This window comes from Staphylococcus sp. 510 (genome assembly GCF_057219715.1).
This window is the reverse complement of sequence record NZ_JBXVVK010000011.1, coordinates 75,781-98,989: the sequence shown is the minus strand read 5'-3', so window position 1 is coordinate 98,989 and position 23,209 is coordinate 75,781. Positions and strand designations below refer to the sequence as shown.

Sequence of the window (23,209 nt, the reverse complement as noted above, 5' to 3'; positions counted from 1 at the left end):
AGCCTGATTAGTCAATTATTCATCTTTTTGGTGTTCCACTACTTTAGTATCTTTGTTATCTGCAATGTGTTGCGCACGTTTTATTGCATCTTTTTTATACTTAAATGTTTCAGATGCTTGTTTTGCATCTTCTGTTTTTACTTTCCACTCACCATCTTCGAAATATACATGAACTGGCTTTTCATTTAATTCCGGTTGGGCTGATTTGTCTTGTTGATGTTGTGTGATATGTTTATTTTTAAGTTCTTCTAGTTCATCTTCAGATGCTTGTTTATACCATTTTTCAGCTTGTTGCGTAGCTATTGGAATCACATCTGATTCCTTATAGCCATCTTTTAGCATAGCATTAGCAATATCAATCGCTTTTTTACGTTCTAATTTGTCTAAATTCTTTAGGCTTTGAGGATAATCTTCCATAGTCCATGGCATTGTATTTCATCTCCTAGTTAATGCGTGTGATAGTTATCTTTACCACTCTTTTCAACTATTCAATCACCATCCCCGGACTCTGACGTTAGACAACCCTCAGACTGACTAATCATTCGCAAACTTAAGCAAATGCTAGTGTTTCACTTGCATCTTTACGTTCTTTTTGACTATTATTTTGAATCTTCATTAAGCCTGACTTAATATAATTATATTGTGGTAAATCGGTTAAATCTTTCACTTCTAAATGAGAGTGTAATTCAAAATGCTTAGCAATATTTTCAAAGATAGCTAAGTATTCGCCCATTTGTTGATCGTCAATTCTTGTTCGATTTTTATCATTCAAGGCTCTACTTAACATAAAACTAATTTCTTCTAAGGCGAATATACTTGGGTAGTAATATTGAATGACTGATTTATTACTAAACAATTCACCGTTTGCTGCGTTATACATTTGTGTCATATTGTTTAATCTTACTGATAAGATTAGATTTAAATGTTTTTCTTGTTCCTCATTTTTATATTCATTGCTGGAGAATAAATAATGGAAAAATTTCGCTTCTTGTCTCACAACATCTGCAATGGTGTTCGGTAATAATGCGGATGCCGTACGTTGTCCTAGTATAAATAAACCAAGTAATGCAATGGCAACCCCCATAGCCACGTCAACAATACGCGGGAAGGCAATGGATATGGATAAGTTTTGCGATGCCAAACCATTCAATAAGATAACTTGTATCGTAATAAATATAACTGCAAAGGTATAGTTAACACCGACAAATGCTTCTGTCATCATCGCACCGAAGCCCATTAATATCACTGCTAGTGGTGCTGGTACCGTGAAGGCTAAAATACCTGACAGTACTACTACACCCAGTAACGTACCTAAACTTCTGGCCATACCTCGTTCTAATGTGTGAATCGTTGATGTTCCTAATAATAAAGTATGTGCAGAAAGCGGAATCCAATATGCTTTATCAAATCCAAAGAATAAAGCTACAAAGATAGCCACTGCAATGATTACTGTATATCGTAATGTGTTTCTAAACACAAGTGAATCTAACGTTAAATTTTGTATAATACGTTTGCTATATAGAGGTTTACGGATGTTTGCCTCATGTTCTAAATGTTCAGAATCTGCGTGAGCAATTTCGTCAATTTTTAATATATGACTGATTAAGTTTTCAAATTCTGGACTTACATCTACTTCTTTTTTCCAGGTTTGATGGTTACTAGATGGATGACGTATCTTATCAATGATAAAATCTAACATTTCAATCAGTTCATTTGGTAATGGGCGTGTGCCCTTTTCATTTAATTCGAGTAATTCTGAGTAAATACCTTGTGCTGACGTATGTAGTAATAGTAACTTTTGAAATCTTGTACTTAACTTACCATTACTAGAAGATGATGTGATGAGTAATTTGTCAGATGCTTTAAAGGCAGATACTGCAGATGTAGCCACTTTCTTAAATTCTTCTGGCTCATTGTAATTTTTCATTAAATCTTGAATTACTTTAAAGTCCGAATTAATGGCACTGTCTTCAGTTCTTTCTTTTTTCATATATACGGTTAGGATTACGACTAATGTTGCAAATGCACCACCAATAAGAATACCAAGTCCTCTCACTAATGCTTGATCAGGTGCAATGGGTAAGTTCATTGGTAAACAAAATGTCACGATGAAGAATGTTGATGATGGGCCAGCAATTTTTAATGCTGTGAATATATAAAATGGCACCACCGTTACAACTAGTAGTAAAATACCAAAAATGAGTGGTTGGGCAGCTGTCAATGTCCCTAATATCATACAAACTGCGAAAGCTAACGAACAAAGTACCACCGTTCTAATCATAGATTGTGGCGATCCTTTAAAAACATAAATATGCGCTAAAGTACCAGTAGCAATAAGTAAACCAAATGAGAAAAATCCAAAATAATAACCTAATAACGCAGGTATAATCATTAGTAAACCTTGTCTGATCCCTTTAAACGTATCAATCTTAGATCGATTAAAATAAAATACTGTCTTTAAGAAACTCTTCAAAACATGCTCTCCTTTCTATTTTTATTATTTGAACATAAATAAGAGAACGGAAAGGTTCTCATTTCAATTTTGAAATCAGCTTTATTCCGCTCTCTATGGCGTTAATTTATCGGATGTATTGCTTGCAATTCATCAAAACACAAAAACTATTATAACATTTCTCTCTTACTTTGATGAATAATTCCCTTTATACCGATATAAATATTTATTTAACTTGCTGAGCCACTTCAATTACTGGAGCTTCAACTACAAAGTTACCAATCTCATTTTTAAACATTTGTAAGTGCTCAGACTCATTATGTGACTTAATAGCCGCTTCATCTACATAGTTCTCAACTACGATAAATATATTTCTATCTTGCACATCTTCATAATGGCTATAGAATAATACGCCTTCCTCTTTTCTTGATTCGGAAACTAAATGTTCCATAAGTTTTAAATATTCATCACGTTTTTCTTCTGATATTTTTATTTTTGCATTAATTATCATCATTCGAATCACACCTTCCTATACTATAATTATGCACTTATTAAAATATAAAAAGCAATAAATGAGTTTGACACAAGGTATTGAAACCTTATTTTTACTCATTTATTGCTTGGATTTAAAACCAACAAACTATTTAACTGATTGATGTTCATCTATGACTAATGGTTGATCTGGTTTAACGAAGAACCACATGATAATCGCTAATATTGCTGGAATAATTAATAATTGGAACGTCATACTCCAACCAAGTTGTTCAACAAATGCACCTGCTAAAAATGGACTTGTTAAAGCACCAATGTTCCCCCATAAATTCATCCAACCTGATACTGTACCAGAGAAGTTACGACCTAAGTCTGTCGCTGCGGCCCAACTCATACCCATAGACATACCGACGCCACCTAAGCCGAGAGATAACCAGAATATAGTGACATATAAGTTTTCAGTATGTACTGCAAAAAAGATTGATATTGAAAAGACTACAAATCCAAGAATCGCAATGACGCCACGCGCGACGAAACGAGATTTACCAGTATTTAAAATCTTATCTGAAATCGCGCCACCAGATAAAATTAAGAAGAACATTAATAACCATGGTAATGAACTAATTGACATATCTTTAAAATCAACATGGTATTGTTCTGTTAAATATGTTGGTAACCAAATTAAGAATAATGTAATGACGAATTGTACTACAAAGTACTGAATCGCAATCGCATAAAAACTAAAGTGAGTTAAGAAACGTTTCCAAGGTGGTAGTGATTTATCAGTATCTACTATGTCTCTATGTTCAGTAATAAATCGTTTTTCGGCTTCATTGACCATTTTGTGTTGTTCAGGTAAGTCTTTAGCAATAATCGCCCAAAGTACTGCCATCACAATGCCGACTGCACCAAAAATATAAAAGACAGCTTGCCAATTAAATGCATTAACAATTGCAATCGTGACAATCGGTGCTAATACAGGACCAAAATATGAACCTGCTAATAACGCACTTGATGCTCTTCCTTTTTCATTTTTAGCAAACCAATAAGAATTGAACACTGCATTAGACGGATACATAGGTGCTTCTCCCACACCAAATAAAAATCTAACAAAATATAATAAACCATGATGCTTAATCATACCTGTGAGAATTGTGAAAGCACTCCACCATACTAAAGCAATCGTAATCATCTTACGAGGTCCAAATTTCTCTGCTAACATCCCTGAAGGTACTTGCATTAACGCATAACCTAATGAGAAAAATGACGCTAATAAACCAAATTGTGTTTTTGTTAAATGTAAATCTTCCATCATTGGTACTGCAATATATGAGATATTAGATCTATCCATATAGGCTATAACGCCAATGAGAAAGAATGCAATCGCAAAAAACCAACGAACGTTACTTCTTTTTTTATCCATTTCTTTTCCTACTTCCCATAATGATATGTTATTTCTATGTGTTGTCGTTAAGTTTCAGAAATTCCAAATGATGACTGTTTAACTTCTAATCACACATCTATTAAATTCTTGTAGCGCTACAATTTTTATTATAATAGCACGAAATGGAAACGGTTACAATATAAAATTAAAAAATATTCATTATTTATTCAATAAAAATTAACAATACTTACATTTAATTTTCACTATTTAAATAAGCGATTCAATTTCATTTACATCTTCATCTAAATTGATTATTTACATGTACTTATTTTTCATTAAAAGCTAATTATAGATGGTTGCCATGTTTGATACCGACACTAAAAAATAGTAAACTGTATGTAAATTGAAAGCGCTATTCCATCCATACAATTAAATATAAATCCACTGGAAGTGCCTTTGTTTAAGGCTGAGAGTAAAGATGTGACTTTATAATTCCTAGAACCTGATCCAGTTTGTACTGGCGTAGGGAAGTGGCATAGCTATGAATTTAAAGTACTCATTAGCAATTTAACGCTATTTCCCTACTATGTGGAAATAGCGTTTTTTTTGTTGAGGTGATGTATATATTTATTGCGATAACTTATTATAAAGAACTGTCATTACAGGATTTAAAGCATTTTATGACTATAGAGCCGGCCATTGATGGCTTACTCTTTAGAACGCCTATGTCTACTTTGGCGTTACAACGATTTATTACACGACTCATTGCAGTAGGATTTCCCAAAGATAAAATAATGATTCACAGTAATCTTAACTTACTCAAAGCTTTAAATTTGCAGTGTATTCATTTTAAAGAAAATGACAAACGCGCATTTTTATTAAAACAACAATATCCTGAGTTAATCGTCGGTATGTCAACGCATAATATTGAAATGGTTAAGCAATGTCATGCGCATCAATTAGATTATGTCTTTTTCGGTCATATATTCTCTACATCGTCGCACCCAGGTGAACCACCACGAACAAATCAAGAGATTCATGACGTATTCAAGATTGATATGCCTATTTATGCTATAGGCGGAATTTCCCCGTCCACCATTTCACAATTACCTACAGGATTTGATGGTCTATGTGCAATTTCATTTTTTATGACCTCTACTGTTAGTGACATTAACTCTTTAAAAAGGAAGTGGCATTCTCATGCATGATGTTCTTATTATTGGTTCCGGTGTTATAGGTATGTCGATAGCTCGACAACTAAGCCAATCACATTTAGATATTGCTATTGTAGACCGAGATATACCCGGTATGCATGCCTCTTATAAAGCTGGTGGCATGTTAGGCGCTCAAAATGAGTTCACAACTGATAGTGAATTATTTCAATTAGCAGTAGCCTCTAGGTCTTTATTCCCAGAATTAAGTGATGCCCTCTACCATGAAACTGGCATCGACATTGAATTTCAACAATCTGGATTAATTAAAATGGCATCTTCAACCAAAGACGTAGAACGGTTAACTCAACAATATGACTTCCTTAGATCCAAAGATCCTAGCGTTGAGCTACTCTCAGATGATGCGTTATTTAACCTTTCAAATGGTCATATTGAACCAACTGACTTAGCTATATATATTCCAAAAGATGGCCAAATCAACGCTAATCACTATACTAAAGCTTTATTACAATCAGTGATTCAACGAGGTGTGCATCGCTATTATCAAACAGAAGTACAACACATTCATCACAATAATGGTTATTACACAGTTACAACTCATCAAAGCGATATTCATGCTAAAAAAGTAATTGTGGCAGGTGGTGCTTGGTCTACTCAGCTATTAAAAGATTACGCTATACCAAGACAAGTGATTGGTGTTAAAGGTGAGGTATTATTAGTTGAACAACCCTCACTTAAATTAAATCATACTGTGTTCATGACAAATGGCTGCTATATCGTTCCAAAGGAAAAACATCGCTACTTAATTGGAGCGACAAGTGAATTCAACAATTATAGTGTCGGTAATAGTGAGGTTGGTATTTCATGGCTACTCAAACATGCTCAACAACGTATACCTGAGCTATCGCATAGTCATATTCTTAAACAATGGTCAGGCATAAGACCTTACACAGAACATGAATTACCTATCATGGATCAAATTGATGACGGTTTATTTATCATCACTGGTCATTATCGAAACGGTATACTGTTATCCCCTATTATCGGTCAAGATATTGCCAATTGGCTATTATCCGGAATTAAACCAGCAGGCTATTCAGCATTTAGTTTATCAAGGAGTGAGCAAAATGAAGTGTATCATTAACGGAGATTTATTTACTTTTGAACATGAAGATTCGATTACACGCATATTAGAATCCTTAGAATTAGACCCTCAACGTGTAGTAGTTGAACATAATCAATCTTTAATTAAGCAAGACGATTTTGACAATCAAATGGTCAGAGAAGATGATCGTTTAGAACTATTAGAATTTGTAGGAGGCGGATAATATGTTAAAAATAGGTCATTTAGAATTAAAATCTCGATTATTATTAGGTACAGGCAAATTCGAGGATGAAGAAACGCAATCCAAAGCAATTAAAGCAGCCGAAACAAACGTATTAACATTTGCAGTTAGACGTATGAATTTATACGATAAAAACCTTCCAAATCCACTAGCTAATGTGAACTTAAAAGATTTCATTACATTTCCAAATACTGCAGGTGCCAAAACCGCTGAAGAAGCCATTCGTATTGCAGAAATTGCAAACCACGCTGGTGTATGCGACATGATTAAAGTCGAGGTCATTGGTGATGATGAAACATTATTACCTGACCCCTTTGAAACGTATGAAGCTTGTAAAGTGCTATTAGATAAGGGGTATATCGTCTGTCCTTATATCTCTAATGATCTTGTGTTAGCTAAAAAGTTAGAAGCATTAGGTGTCCATGCGGTAATGCCATTAGCGTCACCTATTGGTACAGGTAGAGGGATCAATAATCCACTTAATCTAAGTTATATTATTCAAAATGCTAACGTCCCTGTCATTGTAGATGCCGGTATTGGTTCACCCAAAGATGCCTGTCAAGCGATGGAATTGGGTGCAGATGCTATTCTATTAAATACGGCTATATCTGCAGCTAAGGATCCTATTAAAATGGCCGAAGCTATGAAATTAGGAATTCAAGCAGGTAGACTGTCATATGAAGCTGGTCGTATTCCTGTTAAATATACAGCACAAGCATCAAGTCCTACAGAAGGTTTAGGCTTCTTATAATGTCACGCTATGAAAGACAAACACGCTTTCAACCTTTTGGAGAAGCCGGACAGGCTCAATTAGAGCAAACCAAAATCATGATACTTGGTGCTGGTGCATTAGGCAGTCATATGGTAGACCAATTAGCACGCATGGGCGCGCATCAACTAGCAGTCGTTGATATGGATATTGTGGAATTATCCAATTTACACCGCCAAACTTTGTATGATGAGCGAGATGCACAACATATGACATCTAAAGTTGAGGCAATTAAACAGAAAGTCTTTAACATTAATCAACATGTACAATTAAAGGCTTATCACCAAGAATTGTTGTCTACAAATATCGAAGATATCATTAAAGACTTTCAACCAGACATTATTTTAGATGGTATGGATCATTTTAAAATACGTTATTTAATTAATGAAGTGTGCCATAAATTAAATATTCCTTGGATTTATGGTGCAGCTGTCGGTAGCAAAGGCACCGTTTATGGCATTGATTTTACTGGTCCTTGCCTTAAATGTTTATTACAACAAGTACCTCAAACTGGTGAAAGTTGTGCTATCAATGGCGTCTTGCCACCTATCGTTTCGATTGTAGCAAGTTACGAAGTGGCTGAAGCTATACGTTATATTAGTGGATATGGGTTTTCCCAACAATTAATCACATTAGATGCATTTAACATTCAACATCAATCATTAAATATACGTCAATTAAAGGATGATCAATGTCCAGTATGTCATTTTCAAAAATATGACGTATTAAATGATAAACTGAATCATACAATCGAACCATTGTGTGGAGATGCAGTCAGATTTAGATTGCCTGCCCACAGTTTCGATTATGCATCAGATTTCCCAGGACATATGATTAAATCCACACCATTTGCTAAATTAATCCAACACAAGGATTTGGCATTCACACTATTCAAAGATGGCCGTATGAATGTACATGGTATTACAGAAGAGACAGATGTTCATGAACTTTATCATCAACTTTTAAAATCAATAAAATGACAAATTGACTCCCCTTTTACAAGCATTTACGTATTATTTTTATTATAATGGTTTTACCAAACTATATTACTTAAGTCATATGCTTCAATGCATAAAGGAGTCTATTCACATAAATGGAACAAATTATAACGAATTTTATTAGTCAGTGGGGATACACAGCTATCTTTATTCTCATCTTGTTAGAGAATGTATTACCTGTAGTCCCTTCGGAAATTATTTTAACCTTTGCTGGTTTACTATCAGTTAAATCTCATCTATCCATTTGGACGTTATTAATCATTGCGACGATTGCGTCATTTATCGGATTATTAATTCTATATTATATTTGTCGTCTTATTTCAGAAGAAAAGCTATATCACTTTGTCGATCGTCATGGTAAATGGATGAAATTAAAAAGTAGTGATTTAAAACGTGCGAATGACTGGTTTAAACGATACGGTGCCTGGGCAGTATTACTTTGCCGCTTTATACCAGTATTACGTGTATTAATTACTATTCCTGCAGGTATCAACCGTATGAATATTGTGAAGTTCACATCACTTTCACTTCTTGGTACAACGATTTGGAACTTCGCATTAATTTTACTAGGTCGCCTATTAAGTGATAGCTTTGGCGCCCTTATGAATGGTATCCATACGTATTCTAGAATAATGTATGTCATTATCATCATCGCCGTTATTTACTTTGTCATCAGATACTTTGTCAAACGTAAACGCGTAAAATAATTAAATATATCACATGCCAACATTGTGCGCGCACAATGTTGGCTTTTTTGTGTTCTTCTGACTTTTTAATGAACAATGCTTATTCCTTATAGCTTTAATCACATTTTTTAGAAATGGGTACTATTGCTATTTCTAATGTTTGATATTATGACGTTATTTCTAAATTTAAAAATATCTTTTCAATTAAAGCTTTGCTATTGAAAATTGTTATATTTTTATTGATAATCAAATGTAAGCGCATTAATAATTGTAATAACTGGCTTTGAGCGGAATTTATAAATAGGAGTGACAAGACATGACACATATTACAGAAAATGAACTTAAGAAGAAATACTTAGACTTACTATCTCAACGATTTGATAGTGCTGAAAAGTTAGCAACTGAAATTATTAATTTAGAGTCAATCCTAGAGCTTCCAAAAGGTACTGAACACTTTGTAAGTGATTTACACGGTGAATATGAATCATTCCAACATGTTTTAAGAAATGGCTCTGGTAATGTAAGAGCTAAAATCAATGATATATTTGGCGAGTCGCTAAGCGAAAAAGAAATTAATGATTTAGCCGCCCTTGTCTATTATCCAGAAGACAAACTCAAACTCGTTAAAAATCAATTCAATGCCAAAGGGCAACTTAACGTTTGGTATATTACGACCATTGAACGTTTAATTGAGTTAATCAAATATTGTTCTTCAAAATATACACGTTCTAAACTTCGCAAAGCTTTACCAGAACAATTCGTCTATATTATTGAGGAGCTACTATATAAAAATAATGAATATCAAAATAAAAAGACGTATTATGAAACATTAGTCAATCAAGTCATCGAGTTAGAACAATCAGATGATTTAATCATTGGTCTCTCTTACACAGTACAACGCCTCGTTGTGGACCATTTACATGTTGTTGGTGATATTTATGATCGTGGTCCTAAACCCGATAAAATCATGGATACATTGATTAATTACCATTCTGTAGATATTCAATGGGGAAATCATGATGTGCTTTGGATTGGTGCCTATGCAGGTTCTAAAGTATGCCTTGCTAATTTACTTAGAATCTGTGCGCGTTATGACAATCTAGATATTATTGAAGATGCATATGGTATCAACTTAAGACCGTTACTTACTTTAGCTGAGAAATATTACAGTGGTGATAACCCTGCTTTCAAACCTAAAAAGCGTCCAGATAAAGAAGCAAGTTTAACACAACGAGAAGAACATCAAATTACTAAGATTCATCAAGCCATTGCGATGATTCAATTCAAACTTGAAATGCCAATCATTAAGCGTCGCCCATCATTTGAAATGGAAGAACGTTTAGTGCTAGAAAAAATCGATTTCGACAACAATGAAATCACTGTTTACGGTAAGACATATCCATTGAAAGATACATGTTTCCAAACGATTGATCGCCAACATCCTGAAGTCTTACTGGAAGAAGAACAAGAAGTCATCGACAAATTACTATTATCATTCCAACAATCTGAGAAATTACGTCGTCACATGTCATTCTTAATGCGAGAAGGTAAATTATATTTACCATACAATGGCAATTTACTTATACATGGTTGTATCCCTGTAGATGAAAATGGTGAAATGGAATCATTTGAAATTGACGGGGAAATGCATAGTGGACGTGAGCTATTAGATGTCTTTGAATATCATGTAAGAAAAGCTTTCGATGACAAAGACGTCACTGATGATTTATCTACGGATTTAGTATGGTATTTATGGACGGGCAAATATTCTTCATTATTTGGTAAACGCGCTATGACTACATTTGAGCGTTACTTCATTGAAGATAAGGCATCTCACAAAGAAGTGAAAAATCCTTACTACTACCTTCGTGAAGATGTAGATATGATTCGTAAAATGTTAAGTGACTTTGGCTTAAATCCAGACGAAGGTCGTATCATTAATGGACATACGCCAGTAAAAGAAATTGATGGTGAAGACCCAATCAAGGCGGATGGTAAAATGTTAGTTATTGACGGTGGTTTTTCAAAAGCATATCAATCAACCACTGGCATAGCAGGCTATACATTATTATATAATTCCTTTGGTATGCAATTGGTAGCGCACCAAGAATTCAATACAAAAGAAAAAGTACTGTCAGATGGTACTGATGAATTATCAGTCAAACGTGTTGTAGATGAAGAACTCACACGTAAAAAGATCAAAGATACGAATGTTGGCCAAGAATTACAATCACAAATCGATATTCTCAAAATATTAATGCATGACCGTTATTTAAAATAAACAATAAATGACTACACATAAATAATCCCCTCACTACGCGTTTTAGTGAGGGGATTATTGTCATGATACAAAATGTTTCAACTCATTGTTTCATATTACTTATAAAATACATTTTTAGTCATTATACACATTTTTCAAAATACCATAAACTCCGTGGTCTTCTTTTGGTAATGTGCGTTGACTGCGTTTAAATGTCACTTTTTTACTTTCACTAATATAATAAATTAACATATCTTTATGAGTAATGTCATCGTATCTTTCTGCTGGCACTTCAATAATATTATGTTGTGTTATATATTGGTCAAACCATCTTGGTGTATGGTTCTCATCGAATAATATATGATTACGAATTGGGCCATTCATATTATTGCGGGCTTGTTCATCATTGAATGATACTGGCATCATATCAACGTTATTCAAACCAAACTCTGGTACAAGTTCATTAAATGCTAAACTATTAAAAATAAAGGACTTCGTCATTAAGATACATTTGTTATATCTTAATAAATCTGAATATATTCGATCATTACTGGATAATAAGTTGCCTTTAAAGACTTCAAATCCCTCTTGATGTGCTTTTTCAGACGTATTCTCAAATAAGTTAAACATCATCACTGGGATACCGTGTTCTTTAAGCATGCTACCTATGTGGAATGAAAATTCACTTTCACCAACAATAATCACACCAGGTGGTTCATTACTAGCAACACCTAATAATTTACTTAATGGTGTAAAGCTAAATCCATAAATCACAACGGTAATAAATACTAATCCAAATGTTACTGGTGTGATATATTGCGCCATTTTAACGCCATCATCCATAAATAAACTTGAGAAGAATTGCGCTACTGTTAATACTACAATCCCTCTTGGTGCCATTAAGGCTACACTTGCTCGCTCCCGTTTTGATATTTCAGTTCTAAATGTAGAGACAATAACGGATATCGGTCTTACAAGTAAAATCATCACAATACTAAACACCACGAGTTGCCATGAAAGTACATTTAATAAAACATCTTTCGTTAATGATGATGTGATTAATATAAATACAGTCGATACAAGTATAGATGATGCATTCTCAATGAAATGATCTGATTCTTTAAACATTAAGTCATGACGTTTATTACGTGCCATCATCAATCCAAAAATAGTGACAGAAAGTAATCCAGATTCAGCTAAGATTTCATCACAAATACTAAAAATTAATAATATAAATACGAGTTGAATCGGTGGCATTAAACTTTGTGGAATTAAATCGTGTTTTATTAGCCAATTGAATAGGAAAGACGCGCCAAATCCAATAATAATAACGCATACGATTTTCAAGAAAAATTGCACAATCACTAAAAAGCTAATACCATCATCGATAATTTGGAACACATAAAAGGCTGTCAATGCTAACATTGGCCCTATCGGATCTAAAATAATACTTTCCCAACGTAGTATCGAATCCACATTTTTCTTCACTTTAGCTTGTTTTAATAGTGGTTGAATCACAGTTGGACCTGTAATTAAAAACAAACCACCCATCACTAGTGACACTGATAATGGAAAGTCTAAAATGTAATGTAAGGCCACTGCACCTAAAATCCATGCAATTGCTGCTCCTACTGTAATCATTCTAATAACCGCTTTAGAAATACCTCTAAGTTCTCTAAAGTCTAAGTTACTACTTCCTTCAAATAAAATAATCGCTACAGCGAGCGATACGATAGGACTAAAGACATCTGCCCCCATTGCTTCTTTCGGATTTGCAAAGCCTAGCACTGGACCTACTAATAACCCTACGATGGCCATCACAACAATCGATGGCCACTTAATTTTATTTGCTAACCATTGACTAAAAATACCTAACGCTAAAAATACAACAATCATTAACATTAAAGGTAAATCAAATATCATAACTACACCTTCTTCAATAATTACGCTTACTTCACTTAAAAAATTCAATATTGGATAATACTATCAAAGTATTTATGTGAATGCATTACTCTTACTTAAAATTCTATAGTTTCTCATCTGTCTTCGCTACCGCTTCGCTTTTATTTTATTATCTTTGTCACATGATTAGTACACCATGTTCATACAATCGTCCATATAAGATGTACTGAGGTGTTTATTTTTTATGCTAATTCGTCTAAAATAAAAAGATACGCATTTTCATGATAAAAAAATTTAAAATTATAATAAAATCAATTTCGACATGAAGGGATAAGAACGACAATGAAAATTTTTAAAGAATCCATCATCGTGGCGTTTGCATTTGTAGGCGTCGTCGTAGGTGCAGGATTTGCGACTGGTCAAGAAATCTTTCAATTCTTTACGAGTCATGGCATATATAGTCTCGGCGGTATTGCTATCACAGGTGCTATTATCACAGTTGGCGGTATTTTAGTCTTAAAAACAGGCTATCGATTACATTCAGGTAATCATTCTGAATCCGTCCATTACTACCTACATCCAACAATTGCTAAAGTATTTGACTTAATATTAACCGTCTTTTTATTTTCTTTAGCGATCATTATGACAGCAGGTGGTGCATCCACAATACACGAAAGCTTTGGACTACCCTATTGGCTAAGTTCACTGCTACTAGTCATATTAATACTATTAACATTATTGTTAAAATTTGATCGCCTTATTGCAGTCTTAGGTGGTGTCACACCATTTCTAGTTGCGATCGTAACAATGATTGCAATTTATTACTTTGCATCAGGACACCTTAACTTTGAAGCAGCCAATCATTATGCACATCATCATCCATCTATGACACCAGGTTGGTGGTTTGATGGCATCAATTATGCTAGCTTACAAATAGCTGCTGCATTTAGTTTCTTCTCCGTGATGGGTGGTAGATTAAAATATCGTCAATCTGCAACATACGGTGGTTTAATAGGCGGTTTAATCATTACATTTTTACTATTAATGATTAATTTAGGTTTAGTTACAGAATTTGACCAAATTAAGGATGTCGCACTCCCTTCTTTATTATTAGCTAAAAATATTTCACCTTCGATTGGCCTTATCATGTCAGTCATCATGATTTTAGTGATATACAATACCGTTGTTGGCCTTATGTATGCTTTTGCTGCTCGATTTAGTACACCTTTTACAAAGAAATACTTTATATTAATTATTTCGATGGCAATCGTGACTTTCATATGTACCTTTGTCGGTTTCATTTCACTTATTGGTAAAGTCTTCCCTATCATGGGATTATTTGGTTTTATTCTATTGATTCCTATATTTTATAAAGGCTTAAAAAAACATTAATTATTGCAATGACAGGTTGGCATATTTCCGTGCCGACCTTTTTTATATTTAATCATCGATAGTTTAGGGAATATAAGTTGTGGAGGTGTTTGAGATGACGAATCAATTATTTATTAATAACGAATTTATTGAAAGTAACTCGAATGAGACGATGGATGTGATTAATCCAGCTACTGGAGAAAAGATAGATACCATCACATTCGCGACAAAGGATGAAGTCAATCAAGCTATCGAAAAATCGAAACAAGCACAATTAGAATGGGAAAAAATCCCACAACCTACCCGTGCCGAACATGTTAAATTGCTTATTCCTCTATTTGAACAAAATAAAGATGAGCTAGCTCAATTATACGTTAAAGAACAGGGTAAAACATTAGCTGAAGCTCAAGGCGAAATCGATAAATCCATTCAATTTATTGATTATATGACCAGTTTAAGTATGAGTAATAAAGGCGAAGTATTACAAAATAGTGTAGAAAACGAAACAATCCAACTCACTAAAAAACCTATTGGTGTCACAGCTGGCATTGTGCCTTGGAATGCACCTATCTTAGTATTACTACGTAAAGTCATACCTGCTATCGTAACAGGTTGTTCTGTTATTATTAAACCAAGCGAAGAAACAACGTTACTCACATTACGTTTAGCTCAACTATTCAAGGCATCTACCATTCCTGCAGGACTAGTTCAAATTGTACCAGGCACAGGAGAGACAGTAGGGACTCAATTAGCACGACATAAGGATATTCAACTTATCTCACTAACTGGTAGTATGCGTGCTGGTAAAGCTGTATTCGAAAATGCAGCAAGCACAGTTAAAAAAGTCAATTTAGAGCTTGGTGGCAATGCACCAGTGATTGTTACGCCAAACGCTAATATAGATAAAGCTGTAGAATATATTGTCACTGCACGTATTAAAAATGCAGGACAAGTATGTACATGCCCTGAACGAATTTTTGTGCATGAAGATATCCACGATACATTTGTAGATAAAGTCACAGAAAAAATGAAATCTCTTACAGTCGGCGATCCATTAGATGATAAAACTGACTTCGGTGCGATCATCAATGAAACCCAATTAAACAGTATTGATGAAAAAGTACAAGAAGCAGTGCAAAATGGCGCTAAACTTGTATTAGGTGGTCATAAACTAGATCGTCCTGGTTACTTCTATGCACCAACAGTACTTGATCATGTTAAACAAACAGACGCTGTCTTTAAAGAAGAAATATTCGGACCTGTTTTAGCTATCACAACTTATCAAAACTTTGAGCAAGTCATTGATGATGCTAATGACACTAATGCAGGACTATCTTCATATATCTTTTCTAATGATTTATCAGAAGTCATGACAGCTACGGAACGACTCAAATTTGGTGAAGTATATGCCAATTGTGAAGCAGAAGAAGTCGTGAATGGCTATCATGCCGGTTGGAGAGAATCTGGTCTTGGTGGTGCCGATGGTATTCATGGTTTTGAGGAATATTACAACACGACAGTGTCTTATATTAGATATCAATAATAGTTCATGAGCACATCAATATGTGCTCTTTTTATATAACATCATATTCAATTACATATCTTAATTCTTTGCAATTTGCACAGTTCTAATATCTGTAATAAGATTTTTAATAAAGGTATAATGTAATTATATTAATTATCACAACAAACAAATCAAACAAATGATCTATGAATCAAATAACTGAGGTTGAGACATAAAGTTTTTGTGCTTTGGGAAACCGATTAACGGCGTCCCAAAAACAGGATGATCGGCAGAAGGGACCCAACATAGAGAAATTGGCATTCCAATTTCTGCAAATAATGCAAGTTGGGCAAACACTCATGATTCGTCAAAATTTGGAAAACAATTCAAATGAAAAAACTCAACTATTGAGTTTGTAAGAACTACTAACCTATGAATAAGGAAGTAGTTCTTTATCATCGTTCGGTTCTGCTCAAATCCTAAACGATTTTGTCCCGACCTCTTATTTAAAACGTATCTTAACATTTTCAATTCATCTTAAAGGAGGTCCTACATGGAGTTAATACATTTAAAATATTTTACTTACGTTGCCGAGTATTTAAACTATACCGTAGCAGCACAAAAGTTATACATTAGCCAACCTGCACTTAGTATGACCATTAAAAAATTAGAAAATGAATTAAATACACAGTTATTTATTAAAAAAGGACGTAGCATTCAATTAACAGATAGTGGTCAACTTCTACTTGAGTCTGCGCATACTATTTTCAATGAATTAAGCCAAGTCACTGATATCATTCATGAAAATGAATCAATGCGTCTACATACTGTTCGTTTTGCTACATCTAGTAGTCGATTTATGATGACAATATTTGACCAATTTATTGATCAGTATCCAGATAATAACTTTAATATTGATATTATTAGTAACAGTGAAATGATTCAGAAATTATTGTTTCAACACATTCACTTTACATTAAATACGATGGCGCTGACTCATCCTCATATTCATTGTAAACAAATTATTACTGAAGATATTGTACTTACATATCCTAAATATTTAGATGGCCAACACATTGATTTACGTGATCCTGATTTGTATAAATCATTTTTATTTTCTTCTCAAAATACGGAATTTAATCGTATGTTTAAAGAAGTCTTGTCCTATAAACATATATCCGTCGATAATGAAAACTATGTAGACGATCACTTTATATCTTCAGTATTATCAAAACGAAACAACTTTTCCTTTCTTCCTATTTCATCATGTAGAGACCTCAACTTACCTTATATCGAAGATGAAGAGTTTATTTTCAATCAACCTATTTATCTTTCAACTTTAAAGGATATGACCCTCAATCCCGCAAACGAAGCCTTTTTCAAATATATTGAAAACTATTTAATCGAACATGAAAGCTACTTTAAAATATAAAAATAATGGTGAATTAAAACAAATTGCCTCATGTCTGTTTCAATTCACCATTTTTATTATTTATTTTCTTTTACAGTAATATAACCTTCTATGATTATATTCGAGTGTCCCCCGATTTTTAAAGGCTGCTCTTGTTTTATATTAATTTTCCCATTTCTGCCGATACAACAACCTTGAGTATTGGTATATTCATTATCTTTTACTAAATCATATCGTTCAACCATCACTGCGACACAACCATTACCACTGCCACAAACTGGATCTTCATTCACCCCTTTATTAGGCGCAAAAGAACGAACCTCAAATTGAGCGTCGTCTTCAGAGTCATACGAACCAAATACGGTAACACCTGTCGTACCTGGATAAATAAACTGACGCATTAATTCAAATTTAGGCTGTAAATCCTTTACAATTTGTGCATCTTTCAATTGTAATGTTAACCATTCAGCACCTATATTCACCTTTTCAGCTCTTTTGATGTCTTGGTTTGTAATGTCTAAACTTTTAACAATACCGTCTAATTGTTCCACATCTATTTGAGAAACTTTTGGTTCAGGAAGACTAAAGAATGTTTTACCTTGATCTATATCTATTTTCACTAAACCAACGCCACTCTCTTGCATTAAATAATGCTCATGTTTCGGGAGCATACCATTTTGCAATACCGCAAACGATGCCCCTACTGTGGGATGTCCTGCAAACGGCAGTTCATTATTAGGCGTAAAAATACGTAAACGATAATCTGCCAATTCATTGTCTGGCTGGCACACAAATGTCGTTTCAGATAGATTCGTCCATCTTGCAATATCTTGCATTTGTCGATCCGTTAAATAATCCGCTCCAAATACAACCGCTACAGGGTTCCCTTTATAATCATCATTCGCAAAAACATCCATTTGCATATATTTTAACTGTGTCATAACATCTCCACCTTAGACTTTTAATTAAACTCAGATTAGCAATATTATTAAATGATGTAAACGACCAATAATCGTGCTTTATGTTGTATTACGTATGTTAATATGTTTATCCTTTCCATTTAGTGATAAATATATACTATATATTCAAAAAGGAGCGATGCTTCATGGCTGAAGAAATTAAACAAGGCAATCAAAAATTTTATGTAGGTGACGATGAAAATAATGCACAGGCCGTTATTACCTTTAAATCTGTAGATAATAACGAAATTGATATTGATCATACTGGTGTTGCCGACGAACTTGGTGGTCAAGGCTTAGGTAAAAAATTAGTATATAAAGTTGTAGATTACGCACGTGAAAATAATTTAAAAATCATTGCATCTTGCCCATTTGCTAAAGCTGTTCTTGAAAAAGATGAACAAGTACAAGATGTATATTTAGGCTAATACTGAAGAATTCTCAAATAGATGTGGGATAATGACGCTATTTACATTATCCCACATCTTTTTTTGAAAGTTTTACTCTAATATACTTTTTATACTTGTTATAATAAATATATTAAAAAGAAAAGCGGGGATTCAAAAATGGCATTTCATGACACTACTGCAACACAAATCACAAATATCAATTTAAACGTTAAAGACTTAGATACAATGATGACTTATTATACAAATATTCTTGGATTTAAAGTTATATCTCAAACAGAAGATAAAGCGGTTCTAGGTATTGGCAACAGCGGTCATACACTTACGATGAATGTGCTCAAAGATGGCAAACAACCTGCCGCTTCAGAAGCTGGTTTATTCCATATTGCTTATCTATTACCAACAGATACAGATTTAGCAAACTTTCTATACTTCGTAGCAAATAAAGGAATGCGTATCGGAGCAGGCGATCACCTTGTGAGCCAAGCCTTTTATTTCAACGACCCAGAAGGTAATGGTATTGAAGTATATAGCGACCGCCCAAGTGAAGGTTGGACTTGGAATGATGGCTTCGTCAAAATGGATACATTAGAAGTTGATGGTCCTAAATTATTATTAGAAAGAACCGAAGATGGTTGGGACGGCATGCCTGATAATGCTAAAATTGGACATCTTCATTTAAAAACACATCATATTGAAGAAGCTAAAGATTTTTATATTAACCAAATTGGGTTCCAACATATATCTAAATTACCTCAAGCCTTATTTATGTCTACCAATCAATATCATCATCATTTAGCAACTAACACTTGGCAATCAAGTAAAAAACGCGAAGATAATGACAATAGTTATGGCTTAACTGGCTTTGATATTTATAAACCAAATCATAGTGAAGAGACATTAACTTCACCTGAAGGATTAACTGTACACTTGCACTCAGATCAAACTAAAGTACCCCAAGCATAATAAAAAGGTAGGACACATGTCCTACCTTTTTTGTTACGCTTTATTGATTTTGATTAAATTGTTGATTAGTTCCCTCTTCATTTACCCCTTGATTAAAGTGTTGTTGTCCATTTTGTTGTTGAGCTTGATTATATTGACCTTGTTGTGCATATTGGTCTTGATATGGATTATAGTTGTGATTTGAATTGTGATTCATCATTGATACTTCTTCTGTCGCATGGCGTCTAACCTTTTCCTTATTTTCCTCAATCATCCCCGGAATAAGACAAGCATCGATAATGAGCCAGATAATGGTTGGAATACCGAATGTAAACCATGCTGTCACTAATGTTAAAATTAATAACCCTACTGCTGAGCCGGTCTTACCTAGATAAAAACGATGTCCCCCTAATCCACCTAAGAAAAACCATAAAATATACGCTACACTCGTTTGCTTAGACCGATTGGTCACTTGATTCTCGATATAATTCTTTTCTTCTAAATTCATAAATGTAATCTCCCATTAATTAGTATATTGCTTTTTAATTACTTCTAAACGATTAACAAATTGATCGATTAATTGTTGTGGTCCTAACATTCTTGCTAAGGGAGCTAATTGATAGGATATGTAAAATGCATCTAAATCGGTACAATTCACTTCTACGATTAACGTATCTTCACGTTCTTCAATCATGTTTTGAATTGAAAATTGTTGCTTAAATTGTTCCCAAATTTGTTTATTAATTTCAAATGTGATAGGTGTCTTCGTATGAACATGATTAAAATGTGATTCTAATACATTGATATCGCTTATCGAACGTACAGAAATTGTTGATACTTCCTTTTTATATTCGTACGTTAACCAATAGTCATAATGCATGTACATTAGAGATAATGGTTTGATTACAATTTTGTCGTTTTGACCCTCGATTTGAAATCTAACATTGCGTTGTTGTGTAATTGCCCTTTGTAAAGTCATTAATTGATATCCTGGCAATGATTCTTCTCTTACATTAAAATGATTTAACACTGACTTCAACACTTTCTGATTTTCTACATTTTGGCTATTAATTTCCCTCTCGAATAAGTTAAAAATTTCCTTGTGTAGTGTTGGTGTTAAACTTTTAATCTTAATCAATAAACTTATGAGTCGTAAGCTTTTTTGATTATATGCGTCATTAATTAACTGATATCCATTAAGACGTCGATTATAAATCACTTTTGTTTGTTGAAATCTCCAAAAATCACTTTCATAAAAAAATAAATTGATCGTATTTATATCTCTTTGAATGGATTTTGAACTCACATCTGTTAAGTCTGTTAAATCGGACGTAAGCACAACATTTTCATTTATTAATCGAGTAAATAAATTGAGTACACGGGTCGCTTTATCCAAAACAATCAACTCCTAGTAAAATTATAAGAAATTATATGGACATATATTGTCTGTTTAATCTATTTTTCTAAAAAATGATATAAAAATGAGAGGAAAGTCGTGCTACTTGATTCTTTAAGAACAAAGTATGGCGACCATTCCTCTATATCATTCCATTTATTTCAATGATTGAAGTAATAATACTTATGCTTGTTGCTTAAATTTGCGGCTAATCAATAACACGGCACTACCGATGATGCCCAAAATACTACTTAACATAACACCGCTATTTGAAGTTTGTTGTCCAGTTTCTGGTAATGCAGTTGCTTGGCTTGATTGCTCTTGTTGTTGATGAGCATTAGCAACAGTTTGTGTTGTTGTTGACTGATGATTCATGTTTGTATTATTTTGGTCAGATTGTTGTGAACCATTTTCGACATCAGTTTGTGAAATGAAGTATTCTTTACCATCATATTTAGTCATGAAATATAATTTACCTTCACTAGTTAACCTATAAGTATAAGCACCCTCATCAGGTGATGAAATGATATAATCATCCCCCTTTTTTTGAGTTGTATATGATTGGTTATATCCTAAATCACTTGATAATCCAGGTGAAAAGCTAGCTTTTTTTGCTTGATCATTTATTGTAGCTTTATTCGCGATATCCTTTGCATTATTGACATTAAGTTGTTCTGCAGCATGTGCTTGTCCAGTTAACACACCTGTCGCTAAAACTGTTCCTGCTAGTGTTGTTGCAATTAATCCTTTTTTCATCATCCATGACCTCCATTTGTTTAATACGCTTACAGTTTAATCAATTCAGTGGTCATGTAATGTCCTTTTGTTCAAATTTATTTATTTTCTATTTTCTGTCTATATTCTCTCACTTTATCAAAGTCTTTATCATGTGCTTTTTCATAGCCTTCATGTCCATAAATCTCACTAATTACTTTTTTACCTTTATTCGTTTCACTAATATGCATAAACGCTTTACTTATTTTATCCTTCCAAGATGGGCTCATGTCACTTCTAGCTGAAATAGTATCATTCGGAATCTTGTCACTATGGTAAATGACTTTAGTATCTTGATATATTTGAGGATAATCTTTTTTCAAGTCTGCACGTGCATCTTGATATGTAGCAACTGCATCCACATCGTTATTTAATAACGCAATTAAAGCTTGATCGTAACCTTTGATTTGTTTCGTGTGAATGTCATTAAGCGAGACGCCTTTATCTTTTAAGCTTGCCAACGGGTAAATATAGCCCGATGTCGATTCAACATCCTGTAGACCTACCTTTTTATGTTTTAAATCTTTTAAATCCTTCATATAACTATCTTTCTTAACTACAATTTGTGAGCGATAGTAATCAACAAGCTTATTCGTTTTATTACCTTTTTTGTCTACCAAATAGCCCTTAGATTTTAAAAGTACATCGGCAGCACCTTGATCATGTGCAATGGTATATGACACGGGTGATATAAAGGCGACATCAACTTTTTTCGATTTTAATGCTTCAACCATGGTATTGTAGTTCGTTGAAATATGTACTTTTACTGGAATGCCTAATTCTTTAGAGAGTAATTTTTGTAATGGTTTCACTTTTGCATTGAGTGTCTCGCTATGTTGAGATGGAACAAATTCTACGTTTAACACTTCGGGTTTATAATCTTTCTTTTGAGTTTGTTGTTTAGATTGACTACAACCAACCAGTATTAGTATTAACGATATAGACATTAATACTAATATAATCATTTTTTTCATTTTTCAC

Annotated in this window: 23 protein-coding genes and 1 riboswitch; of the genes, 12 read left to right on the top strand and 11 right to left on the bottom strand. The window is 33.6% G+C overall.

Annotation, left to right across the window (positions count from 1 at the left end):
- Positions 1–15: 15 nt before the first annotated feature.
- From AC2D8K_RS09635 to AC2D8K_RS09620, 4 genes are all read right to left on the bottom strand, one after another.
- Complete coding sequence (locus tag AC2D8K_RS09635; RefSeq protein ID WP_002450426.1) at positions 16–429, bottom strand: DUF2188 domain-containing protein; 414 nt, start codon at positions 427–429, stop codon at positions 16–18.
- Between the two features lie 121 nt (positions 430–550).
- Positions 551–2,473 carry an FUSC family protein gene (locus AC2D8K_RS09630; protein WP_002450427.1) on the bottom strand — a complete coding sequence of 641 codons (1,923 nt, stop codon included), beginning with the start codon at positions 2,471–2,473 and terminating at the stop codon, positions 551–553.
- A gap of 205 nt (positions 2,474–2,678) precedes the next feature.
- Entirely contained in the window at positions 2,679–2,966 is a 288-nt protein-coding gene (locus AC2D8K_RS09625; protein WP_002450428.1) for a putative quinol monooxygenase, read from the bottom strand.
- Positions 2,967–3,092: 126 nt separating this feature from the next.
- Complete coding sequence (locus AC2D8K_RS09620; protein WP_002450429.1) at positions 3,093–4,367, bottom strand: pyruvate MFS transporter; 1,275 nt, start codon at positions 4,365–4,367, stop codon at positions 3,093–3,095.
- Positions 4,368–4,764: 397 nt separating this feature from the next.
- A riboswitch (TPP riboswitch) is annotated at positions 4,765–4,874 on the top strand.
- Between the two features lie 71 nt (positions 4,875–4,945).
- Between AC2D8K_RS09620 and AC2D8K_RS09615 the strand changes: the two genes are divergently transcribed.
- The 7 genes from AC2D8K_RS09615 to AC2D8K_RS09585 all read left to right on the top strand — a co-directional run bounded on the left by AC2D8K_RS09615 (position 4,946) and on the right by AC2D8K_RS09585 (position 11,580).
- The gene (locus AC2D8K_RS09615; protein WP_484698558.1) at positions 4,946–5,536 is read left to right on the top strand and encodes a thiamine phosphate synthase; all 591 of its coding nucleotides are present in this window, start codon (positions 4,946–4,948) and stop codon (positions 5,534–5,536) included.
- Positions 5,529–6,644 (top strand): glycine oxidase ThiO, encoded by a 1,116-nt coding sequence (thiO, locus tag AC2D8K_RS09610; RefSeq protein WP_002450431.1) that lies wholly within the window; start codon positions 5,529–5,531, stop codon positions 6,642–6,644. Before AC2D8K_RS09615 ends, thiO begins: the two co-directional genes overlap by 8 nt.
- Entirely contained in the window at positions 6,628–6,828 is a 201-nt protein-coding gene (gene thiS / locus AC2D8K_RS09605) for a sulfur carrier protein ThiS (RefSeq protein ID WP_002450432.1), read from the top strand. Before thiO ends, thiS begins: the two co-directional genes overlap by 17 nt.
- Before the next feature lies 1 nt (position 6,829).
- Positions 6,830–7,597 (top strand): thiazole synthase, encoded by a 768-nt coding sequence (locus tag AC2D8K_RS09600; protein ID WP_002450433.1) that lies wholly within the window; start codon positions 6,830–6,832, stop codon positions 7,595–7,597.
- On the top strand, positions 7,597–8,595 hold the full coding sequence (locus tag AC2D8K_RS09595) for a HesA/MoeB/ThiF family protein (RefSeq protein ID WP_002450434.1): 999 nt from the start codon (positions 7,597–7,599) through the stop codon (positions 8,593–8,595). Before AC2D8K_RS09600 ends, AC2D8K_RS09595 begins: the two co-directional genes overlap by 1 nt.
- A gap of 113 nt (positions 8,596–8,708) precedes the next feature.
- A complete protein-coding gene (gene uptA / locus AC2D8K_RS09590; protein WP_002450435.1) occupies positions 8,709–9,320 on the top strand; it encodes an undecaprenyl phosphate transporter UptA in 612 nt (203 codons plus the stop codon).
- 295 nt (positions 9,321–9,615) lie between these two features.
- Positions 9,616–11,580: a fructose-1,6-bisphosphatase gene (locus AC2D8K_RS09585; RefSeq protein WP_002450436.1), complete on the top strand. Its 1,965-nt coding sequence runs from the start codon at positions 9,616–9,618 to the stop codon at positions 11,578–11,580.
- A gap of 114 nt (positions 11,581–11,694) precedes the next feature.
- Here AC2D8K_RS09585 and AC2D8K_RS09580 read toward each other — a convergent pair whose 3' ends face one another.
- On the bottom strand, positions 11,695–13,482 hold the full coding sequence (locus tag AC2D8K_RS09580; protein WP_002450437.1) for a cation:proton antiporter: 1,788 nt from the start codon (positions 13,480–13,482) through the stop codon (positions 11,695–11,697).
- Positions 13,483–13,803: 321 nt separating this feature from the next.
- On the opposite strand from AC2D8K_RS09580, the gene AC2D8K_RS09575 reads away from it, so the two are divergent.
- Together AC2D8K_RS09575 and aldA are read left to right on the top strand one after the other, a co-directional pair.
- Entirely contained in the window at positions 13,804–14,853 is a 1,050-nt protein-coding gene (locus tag AC2D8K_RS09575) for a YkvI family membrane protein (protein ID WP_002450438.1), read from the top strand.
- Positions 14,854–14,947: 94 nt separating this feature from the next.
- On the top strand, positions 14,948–16,375 hold the full coding sequence (gene aldA, locus AC2D8K_RS09570; RefSeq protein ID WP_049424453.1) for an aldehyde dehydrogenase: 1,428 nt from the start codon (positions 14,948–14,950) through the stop codon (positions 16,373–16,375).
- 165 nt (positions 16,376–16,540) lie between these two features.
- Here the strand turns inward: aldA and AC2D8K_RS09565 are convergent, their stop codons facing one another.
- A complete protein-coding gene (locus AC2D8K_RS09565) occupies positions 16,541–16,693 on the bottom strand; it encodes a hypothetical protein (protein WP_484698555.1) in 153 nt (50 codons plus the stop codon).
- Positions 16,694–16,889: 196 nt separating this feature from the next.
- Here AC2D8K_RS09565 and AC2D8K_RS09560 point away from each other — a divergent pair, with 196 nt between their 5' ends.
- Positions 16,890–17,768 (top strand): LysR family transcriptional regulator, encoded by an 879-nt coding sequence (locus AC2D8K_RS09560; RefSeq protein WP_002450096.1) that lies wholly within the window; start codon positions 16,890–16,892, stop codon positions 17,766–17,768.
- A 56-nt stretch (positions 17,769–17,824) separates the two neighbouring features.
- Here AC2D8K_RS09560 and AC2D8K_RS09555 read toward each other — a convergent pair whose 3' ends face one another.
- Positions 17,825–18,688, bottom strand: a complete 864-nt coding sequence (locus AC2D8K_RS09555) for a PhzF family phenazine biosynthesis protein (RefSeq protein ID WP_002450097.1) — start codon at positions 18,686–18,688, stop codon at positions 17,825–17,827.
- Positions 18,689–18,828: 140 nt separating this feature from the next.
- Here AC2D8K_RS09555 and AC2D8K_RS09550 point away from each other — a divergent pair, with 140 nt between their 5' ends.
- The gene (locus AC2D8K_RS09550; RefSeq protein WP_259342328.1) at positions 18,829–19,134 is read left to right on the top strand and encodes a GNAT family N-acetyltransferase; all 306 of its coding nucleotides are present in this window, start codon (positions 18,829–18,831) and stop codon (positions 19,132–19,134) included.
- A gap of 138 nt (positions 19,135–19,272) precedes the next feature.
- On the top strand, positions 19,273–20,079 hold the full coding sequence (locus AC2D8K_RS09545; RefSeq protein ID WP_484698553.1) for a VOC family protein: 807 nt from the start codon (positions 19,273–19,275) through the stop codon (positions 20,077–20,079).
- 40 nt (positions 20,080–20,119) lie between these two features.
- Here AC2D8K_RS09545 and AC2D8K_RS09540 read toward each other — a convergent pair whose 3' ends face one another.
- From AC2D8K_RS09540 to AC2D8K_RS09525, 4 genes are all read right to left on the bottom strand, one after another.
- Entirely contained in the window at positions 20,120–20,566 is a 447-nt protein-coding gene (locus tag AC2D8K_RS09540) for a TM2 domain-containing protein (protein WP_002450100.1), read from the bottom strand.
- Positions 20,567–20,581: 15 nt separating this feature from the next.
- Entirely contained in the window at positions 20,582–21,454 is an 873-nt protein-coding gene (locus AC2D8K_RS09535) for a helix-turn-helix transcriptional regulator (RefSeq protein WP_002450101.1), read from the bottom strand.
- 183 nt (positions 21,455–21,637) lie between these two features.
- Positions 21,638–22,213 (bottom strand): LPXTG cell wall anchor domain-containing protein, encoded by a 576-nt coding sequence (locus AC2D8K_RS09530; RefSeq protein WP_002450102.1) that lies wholly within the window; start codon positions 22,211–22,213, stop codon positions 21,638–21,640.
- A 74-nt stretch (positions 22,214–22,287) separates the two neighbouring features.
- The gene (locus AC2D8K_RS09525; RefSeq protein ID WP_206140803.1) at positions 22,288–23,202 is read right to left on the bottom strand and encodes a phosphate/phosphite/phosphonate ABC transporter substrate-binding protein; all 915 of its coding nucleotides are present in this window, start codon (positions 23,200–23,202) and stop codon (positions 22,288–22,290) included.
- Positions 23,203–23,209: the final 7 nt, after the last annotated feature.

Excerpts from the sequence above, each read along its gene's own strand:
- AC2D8K_RS09635 (WP_002450426.1), bottom strand. The coding sequence starts at position 429 with ATGCCATGGACTATGGAAGATTATCCTCAAAGCCTAAAGAATTTAGAC.
- AC2D8K_RS09625 (WP_002450428.1), bottom strand. The coding sequence starts at position 2,966 with ATGATGATAATTAATGCAAAAATAAAAATATCAGAAGAAAAACGTGAT.
- AC2D8K_RS09620 (WP_002450429.1), bottom strand. The coding sequence starts at position 4,367 with ATGGATAAAAAAAGAAGTAACGTTCGTTGGTTTTTTGCGATTGCATTC.
- AC2D8K_RS09615 (WP_484698558.1), top strand. The coding sequence starts at position 4,946 with ATGTATATATTTATTGCGATAACTTATTATAAAGAACTGTCATTACAG.
- thiO (WP_002450431.1), top strand. The coding sequence starts at position 5,529 with ATGCATGATGTTCTTATTATTGGTTCCGGTGTTATAGGTATGTCGATA.
- thiS (WP_002450432.1), top strand. The coding sequence starts at position 6,628 with ATGAAGTGTATCATTAACGGAGATTTATTTACTTTTGAACATGAAGAT.
- AC2D8K_RS09600 (WP_002450433.1), top strand. The coding sequence starts at position 6,830 with ATGTTAAAAATAGGTCATTTAGAATTAAAATCTCGATTATTATTAGGT.
- AC2D8K_RS09595 (WP_002450434.1), top strand. The coding sequence starts at position 7,597 with ATGTCACGCTATGAAAGACAAACACGCTTTCAACCTTTTGGAGAAGCC.
- uptA (WP_002450435.1), top strand. The coding sequence starts at position 8,709 with ATGGAACAAATTATAACGAATTTTATTAGTCAGTGGGGATACACAGCT.
- AC2D8K_RS09585 (WP_002450436.1), top strand. The coding sequence starts at position 9,616 with ATGACACATATTACAGAAAATGAACTTAAGAAGAAATACTTAGACTTA.
- AC2D8K_RS09580 (WP_002450437.1), bottom strand. The coding sequence starts at position 13,482 with ATGATATTTGATTTACCTTTAATGTTAATGATTGTTGTATTTTTAGCG.
- AC2D8K_RS09575 (WP_002450438.1), top strand. The coding sequence starts at position 13,804 with ATGAAAATTTTTAAAGAATCCATCATCGTGGCGTTTGCATTTGTAGGC.
- aldA (WP_049424453.1), top strand. The coding sequence starts at position 14,948 with ATGACGAATCAATTATTTATTAATAACGAATTTATTGAAAGTAACTCG.
- AC2D8K_RS09560 (WP_002450096.1), top strand. The coding sequence starts at position 16,890 with ATGGAGTTAATACATTTAAAATATTTTACTTACGTTGCCGAGTATTTA.
- AC2D8K_RS09555 (WP_002450097.1), bottom strand. The coding sequence starts at position 18,688 with ATGACACAGTTAAAATATATGCAAATGGATGTTTTTGCGAATGATGAT.
- AC2D8K_RS09545 (WP_484698553.1), top strand. The coding sequence starts at position 19,273 with ATGGCATTTCATGACACTACTGCAACACAAATCACAAATATCAATTTA.
- AC2D8K_RS09540 (WP_002450100.1), bottom strand. The coding sequence starts at position 20,566 with ATGAATTTAGAAGAAAAGAATTATATCGAGAATCAAGTGACCAATCGG.
- AC2D8K_RS09530 (WP_002450102.1), bottom strand. The coding sequence starts at position 22,213 with ATGATGAAAAAAGGATTAATTGCAACAACACTAGCAGGAACAGTTTTA.
- AC2D8K_RS09525 (WP_206140803.1), bottom strand. The coding sequence starts at position 23,202 with ATGAAAAAAATGATTATATTAGTATTAATGTCTATATCGTTAATACTA.